The 6,739-nt window shown below is 69.2% G+C and carries 5 protein-coding genes and 1 tRNA gene; 1 reads left to right on the top strand and 5 read right to left on the bottom strand.

Annotated features, from left to right (window positions below; translation table 11 throughout):
- The 5 genes from IT780_RS40265 to IT780_RS40245 form a co-directional block, all read right to left on the bottom strand.
- Nucleotides 1-875, bottom strand: an 875-nt coding sequence (locus IT780_RS40265) for a hypothetical protein (RefSeq protein ID WP_199517150.1), incomplete at its 3' end; no start/stop codon positions are given.
- Nucleotides 876-2,216: 1,341 nt separating this feature from the next.
- A tRNA-Pro gene (locus IT780_RS40260) sits at nt 2,217-2,290 on the bottom strand.
- Between the two features lie 148 nt (nt 2,291-2,438).
- Nucleotides 2,439-3,824 (bottom strand): ribosome biogenesis GTPase Der, encoded by a 1,386-nt coding sequence (gene der / locus IT780_RS40255; RefSeq protein ID WP_199517158.1) that lies wholly within the window; start codon nt 3,822-3,824, stop codon nt 2,439-2,441.
- A 35-nt stretch (nt 3,825-3,859) separates the two neighbouring features.
- On the bottom strand, nt 3,860-4,540 hold the full coding sequence (cmk, locus tag IT780_RS40250) for a (d)CMP kinase (RefSeq protein WP_199517149.1): 681 nt from the start codon (nt 4,538-4,540) through the stop codon (nt 3,860-3,862).
- Between the two features lie 225 nt (nt 4,541-4,765).
- A complete protein-coding gene (locus IT780_RS40245) occupies nt 4,766-5,755 on the bottom strand; it encodes a hypothetical protein (protein WP_199517148.1) in 990 nt (329 codons plus the stop codon).
- Nucleotides 5,756-5,912: 157 nt separating this feature from the next.
- Between IT780_RS40245 and IT780_RS40240 the strand changes: the two genes are divergently transcribed.
- Nucleotides 5,913-6,686 (top strand): phytanoyl-CoA dioxygenase family protein, encoded by a 774-nt coding sequence (locus IT780_RS40240; RefSeq protein WP_199517147.1) that lies wholly within the window; start codon nt 5,913-5,915, stop codon nt 6,684-6,686.
- The last annotated feature ends 53 nt before the right edge of the window (nt 6,687-6,739 follow it).

Here is a 6,739-nt window from a genome sequence, read left to right as displayed (position 1 = left end):
TAGGTGGCGTAGAGGTAGTCGCCGACTGACAGCAGGGCGGTCAGTGACGTGGAAGGGAGTCCGGTGGCGATCTGGGTGGCGGTGCCGGTGGTGGTGTCAGCGCGATTCAGGGTGCCGTAGTAGCCGGGGAAGTAGATGTAGGTGTTGTCGGCGGCGATGGCTCCGCCGGGCCGGTAGGTGTTGCTCACGCCGAAGCGGGTGGCGGTGCCGCCGCTGGTCAGGTCGTAGCGCCACAGGTAGGTCTGGGTGTCGTGCAGGTAGAGCCACTTACCGGCGATGGTGCCGTAGACCAGCGGGTAGCTGGCGCCGGCCAGGCGCTGGGCGACCGGGGTAGTGGTAGCGCCAGTGGCCGGGTCGACGCGGCGGACACCGCAGTTGTCGATCAAGTAGATAAACCGGCCGTCGGAGCCGACGATCCGGATGACACCGCCGGGCATGGCCACGAACCGGACCTGGCTACCGGTCGAGCCGTCCTGGCAGGTGGTGGTGTCGGCGGAGCCGGCGATCACGCTGGTTGCGCCGGTGGCGCGGTTGACCCGCATCAGTTCGGTGCCCTTGTTGAGGTAGGCGTAGTCGTCGAGGACCGCGACACCGTTCGTGCTCGCGCTGCTCCCGCTCAACGCCCCGTCAGCGGGGACCGTGGAAACCGAGCCGGCCTCCATCACTGGACCCTCAGCGGCGGTGGGAGTTGTGGCCTCCTGGGCGAGGGCTAGAGTAGTCGCGTTGAAGCCTGTTGGCAGGGCAGAGAACCGGTATGCGCTCTGCACGGCTGAAGTTCGCAATGAGGCAACCGATTCAAGATCAGCCCACATGGTGCCGGTGACGGCTGCGGTAGCGGCTATACCGTGCGCTGCGGTCAGCGCCACGCGCGCCATGTGGCTGGCTGCTTGGATCGTGGCAAGAGGAACCGCCTTAGGCGCCGAAGTATCGTTCGCGCCGCCTGACGCCGCGCGATTGCCGAGGCCTGCGGGCACACCCGGGATACCGACCGACTGTGCAGCCTGCGCTGGTGCCGCTGCGAGGCTGCTGATCAAGACCGCGACCAGTGCGGACGCCACCACCGAACACCTGCGCGAGCTCACTACTACGGATCGGTTAGATCCCGCACGCACCCAGCGACTTGTCATCTTCAACCTTCCACATGACCAGAACGAGAAAAAAGTACGCATTCTGCGTCCTGGGCGGGAGCAACTCGGGTGCACGACGCGTCTATAGTCGGCGGCCCTTCGAACCCGGCCCGCTGGAAGTTGGTAGACGAAAGGACGACGCGAACCTCATCAGGACCTCATTGCACGCCACACAAACCGACAGGGGTACCAATACTCACGCCTGCGCCGGCGACGGCGACCGTTGATAGGAACCTCTCAGCCAAGAGACCTAAAGTGATGCGACGTTGTAGGCCACTGGTCAGCTCCCGAAGAGCAAACCCGCATTTCGGCCTGAAAAGTGTCCGTACGCACGGCTGAACATGCGAGCGGCACGAGTTCCAGTGCACTCACATCGGCAGATCCGTGCGTCGATCATGCCGCTCGAGCAGCCACCGTTGCACGAAGCGTGAGGACCGCGGGTCATCGGTCCACGCTCATCGCCGCCACGTCGACGACAGCGGCAACAAGCCGGCCGCGCTGGAGCCCACCCCGGCAACCACCCACCCCAACGCCGTCCACGCACGCTCGGCACCGACGCAAACACCTACGAGACCAAGGGCTCGAAGCGAGTCGCCCACTCCCCTGTCGGGCAGAACATCGACCCCAACCCACGACCACACCGGCCGACCGGCGCCTACCCCAGCACACCAGCCCATCGACGGGACAACCACCGACAACCCGGGACAACCGCCGTCAACTTTTGCACCCGGCCACCAAGCGCGATCGTGGAATCACCGGCCCGACCGGCTCACCAGCCCAAGATCACCGTACGAGCGTCCGTGTCTTCCAGGTGTCACGATCATCCACAGTAGACAGCAGCGTCCTCGACAACCACGGCCACCTTCGGAACCCGAGCCAACCACCCAGAGTCACGTATCCCCAGCTCAGCGCCCCGCCCCAGGAAAGCAGGACCCGAAGCAGCACCGCACCACAAGCGGAAAAGGAAGAGCCGATCAACGACAGATGCGTAAACCGTACGCGCGTTCGTGCAAAAATGCGTGTCGCGATGATCGAAATACAGTTACGCTGGCAAATGAAAAAGGCCAGCTGAGCTGGCCTTTCACAACGTCGGGCTGACAGGATTTGAACCTGCGACCCCTTGACCCCCAGTCAAGTGCGCTACCAAGCTGCGCTACAGCCCGATGCCACGCCCCGAGATCCCCCAGTGCGCGGCAACACGACTACCCTACCCCAGCTCCTCAACCCGATTCACACCGGCATGCCGGGAAGCACCCGGCAGGCTGGAGACCACCGGCAAGCCGGGCAGCCGAGACACCGGCAAGGCCACGGTCACCCGTGTGCCTTGCCGCGCCCACCAGGGCCGAGCTTCTTCCGGGGCCGTACGGCAACCTCCACCGGACTCCCCTCGAACCCGAACTCCTCCCGCAGCTTCCGCTCCACGAACCGCTGATACCCGGCATCAAACGGCCCGGTCGTGAACAGCACAAACCGAGGCGGAGCCACCCCGGCCTGCGTAGCGAACAGCACCCGAGGAGCCCGCCCACCCCGTACCGGGTGCGGCGTGGCCTGCGTCAGCGCCGTCAACCACTGGTTCAGAGCACCCGTCGGGATGCGCTTCTCCCAGCTGGCCAAGGCGCGCCGGATAGCCGGCGCCAGCTTGTCGACAGCGCGGCCGGTCTTGGCGGAGATGTTCACCCGGATAGCCCACGGGATGCGCTTGAGCTCCCGGTCGATCTCCTTGTCGAGGTAGAACCGCCGGTCATCATCGACCAGGTCCCACTTGTTGAAGGCGATCACGAGCGCCCGCCCCGCCTCGACCACCGAGGTCAGCACCCGCTGGTCCTGCTCGGAGATCACCTCCCCGGCGTCCAGGAGGACCACAGCCACCTCGGCGGCCTCGACCGCGCCGGCGGTGCGCAGGGACGCGTAGTACTCCGTGCCCGAGGCCTGGTTCACCCGTTTGCGCAGGCCCGCGGTGTCGACGAATTGCCAGATTTCGCCGTCCATCTCGACCAGGCTGTCGACCGGGTCGACCGTGGTGCCGGCTACCGAGTCGACCACCGCTCGCTCTTCGCGCGCCAGGCGGTTGAGCAGGGACGATTTGCCCACGTTGGGGCGGCCCACCAGCGCTACCCGGCGGGGGCCGCGGGGGCCGCCCTCGATGATCGGGGGCGCCGGGGGCATCGCGTCGAGGATGGCGTCGAGGAGGTCGCCGGAGCCTCGGCCGTGCAGGGCCGAGATCGGGTACGGCTCGCCCAGGCCCAGGGACCACAGCGACGTGGCCTCGAGCTCGATGGTCTGGTTGTCGGCCTTGTTGGCGACGAGGATCACCGGCTTGTTGCTGCGGCGCAGCATGCGGACCGCTTTTTCGTCCATGTCCGTCGAGCCGATGGTGGCGTCGACCACGAAGACGACCACGTCCGCGGTCTGCACGGCGATCTCGGCCTGGGCGGCGATGGCGGCCGCGCGGTCCTTGGCGTCCGGTTCCCAGCCGCCCGTGTCGACCACGGTGAAGCGGCGGCCGTTCCACTGGGCGTCGTACGGGACTCGGTCGCGGGTGACGCCCGGCACGTCCTCGACCACCGCCTGGCGGCGGCCGATGATGCGGTTGACCAGCGTCGACTTGCCCACGTTGGGGCGGCCGACGATGGCCACGACGGGCTGCGGGCCGGCCGGCTCGTCGCCGTCGCCCGTCGTGCCGTCGCTGAAGGTCACGTCGTCGAACTCGGAGAGGTCGACGGGGAAGTCAGTCACTTACTCACCTTGCTGTTCAGCATGTCCAGGAGCCGGTCGACGACCTCGTCGATGCCCAGGCCCGTGGTGTCGAGCTCGGTCGCGTCGGCCGCCTGCTTGAGCGGGTCGGTCGCGCGCGACGAGTCGAGCTTGTCGCGCCGGGCCAGGTCGGCCTCGGTCGCGGCCACGTCGGTGGCGTCCTCGGCGCTGCGCCGCTGCGCGCGGGCCGCGGCGGACGCGGTCAGGTACACCTTGAGGTCGGCGTCGGGCGCCACGACGGAAGCGATGTCGCGGCCCTCGACAACGATACGCGGGGCACCGTTGATGATGTCCTGCTGGAATTGCACGAGCATGGCTCGTACCTGCGGGATCGCGGCGACGGCCGAGACCGCGCCGGTGACCTCGGGCCCGCGGATGGCCGCGTCGACGTCCACCCCGTTGGCCTCGAAGTGCGGCGCCAGCGGGTCGGTGCCGATCGAGAGGTCCGTCTCCTGGGCGACCTTGACGATCGAGTCGGTGTCGGTGAGGTCGACGCCGGCCTGCAGAACGGCCCAGGTCACGGCCCGGTACATCGCGCCGGTGTCCAGGTAGATGCCGTCGATCGCCGTGGCGAGACGCCGCGAAACGGTGGATTTGCCCGATCCCGAGGGACCGTCGACGGCCACCACACACCGCTCGGGCCGTACACCTTGCGCCACCGTGACCTCCAAAGCCGGGGAAGACGAACGGTCCTATTGTGCCCGGTGCCTCCGACAGGATTGCGCCCGCCCGCGTCGTGGTCCGGCAGAGGAATTCACAAGTACGGCTGACGGCGCGCAGCGCAAGCGGCGGGGCGGGAAGGTCGGCAGCGGCCGGCGAGGCGGAACAGCCAACGGAAGGTGGTGGTCGGGCGGCGCGAGGGCCTCTCGGCGTAAGGCCTCCCCCTACCCAGCCGGCTCGTCCCGGCTGAACAGGGCCATCATCAGCGCTGCCAGGCCGGCCAGCAGCAACGTCGCGTGCACCGCCGGCCACGCCCGCTCCCAGTCGGTTTCCGGGTCGAAGACCGCAGGCGTCCACGACGGCGGACCCGCGACCGCCTCGATGTCGCGCACCTCCGGCGGTGCTGGAGGTGCGGGAGCCCACGCCGCGAGCACGGCAAGGTCCGGCGGGGGCGACCACCGGGCATCGCTCACGCCATACGCCGGGACGTCGGGCTGGTACTTCTGCCAGACCGCAGAGTCGACCGTGGGGGCGATCACATTGTTGTCGCTGATGTAGCCGAGCCCCGCCATCGCCATGGACACGACGGCGAGGACGCCGGCGGAGGCCTGTCGCCGCACGCGGCCGGACACCAGTGCGGCATTGGCCGCCATCACCAGAGCGGCAACGACGACGGCGGCCGTCAGAAGGATCGGAACCTGGGGCACCAGTGCCGGCGGCCGCATCCACCCCGAGATGATGCGGGGACGCACCATGAACTCCGCCACGGCGAAGACGTACAGGGCGGCCAGGAGCGCGGCGGGCACGTTGCGCCACCGCCACGGAGACCCCGTGCGGCCGAGCACCGCGGCGGCCAGGGCTGCGCCTGCCGCCGTCAGCAGCGCCGGTTCCGTCATATCAGCCCAGTGGTAGCCGTATCCCGCGGCGAACTCGGCCGGCCAGCCGTACCCGCCCGTACGGTGGTCCACCAGGAACGCGGTCAGCGTGAGCAGGGCCAGGCCGGTGAGCGCCGCGCGGTGGGTCCACCGGCGCGGGCCGCGGGGATCCGGGTCGAGCCGGTCCGACGGATCGGGGCCGGAGGCGGCCAGGGCGAACAGGGCGGCCATGGCGACCGTGCCGCTGTACGGGACCAGCCGGCGATCGAGGAACAGGGCGGCAACCTGCAGGCCACTCGCGGCAAGAAAGCAGAGCCGTAACCACCACGTCGCGAGCACCTCGTGATCGTGGCGATTGCGGCGTCGGCAGACCATCGGCGTCCGGTCCTGCACGGGGGTGCGGCTGGTCGGCAGGAGATCACCGTCGGTCGAGCTTGAGCGGAAAACGGCTGGCAAATCGGTCGACAGGCCGCCGGGCCGGCGCGAGCATGGCCGCATGGACGTCGATGGCTTCGTACGCGACGGCTACACCGTGGTCCGCGGCGCGTTCGATGCCGCGACCGCTGCCGCCTGCCGGGATCGCATCTGGGACGAGCTCGCCGAGCACGGCGTCCGCCGCGACGATCGCGGCACCTGGCAGCGCCCGGCCATCAGGATCAACACTCCGGCCGGGCCGTCGTTCCAGGCTGCCGCGGCGTCACCCTCCCTGAGCGCGGCCTACGACGAGCTCATCGGGCCGGGAAGGTGGAACGCCAACCCCGACGTCGGCGGCACGGTGCCGGTCCGGTTCCCGTCCGAGGCGTACCCGGGCGAGGTGGGGTGGCACATCGAGGGGTCGTGGTGGGGCGGGTCGGACTGGTGGGCGAACGTACGGTCACGGGACCGCGGGCTGCTCGCCCTGTTCCTGTTCTCGGACGTCGGACCGGACGACGCGCCGACCAAGCTGATCCTGGGCTCGCACCGGTACGCCGCTGCGGCCTTGGCCACGAAGGGTGAAGCCGGCATGCCGGGCGGCGACATCGCGTTGCTGCTGCGGGAGTCGACGTTCTGCCGGACGACGGCGGAGGCGACCGGCGCGGCCGGGGACGTGTACCTGTGCCATCCGTTCGTCGTGCACACGGCGACGTGGCCGCATCGGGGCAGCGAGCCGCGGATGATGGCGCAACCCGCGATCCACGCCGACGGGTTCGCGCTGGATGGTTCCGACCCGTCGCCGGTCGCCCGCGCGATCGTCGAAGGCGTCCGCGACACCAGCCAGCTCCGCCCCTGAGAAACCCGTCAGCCGGTGTCGGTGCCCGCGAGCACGGCCAGCTTCCGCCGGTC

It is taken from the genome of Nucisporomicrobium flavum (genome assembly GCF_016464385.1).
In the GTDB taxonomy this organism is placed as follows: Bacteria; Actinomycetota; Actinomycetes; order Mycobacteriales; family Micromonosporaceae; genus Actinoplanes; species Actinoplanes flavus_A.
Note: the sequence above shows the minus strand (reverse complement) of the source record. Positions and strands in the feature narration are given on the sequence as shown.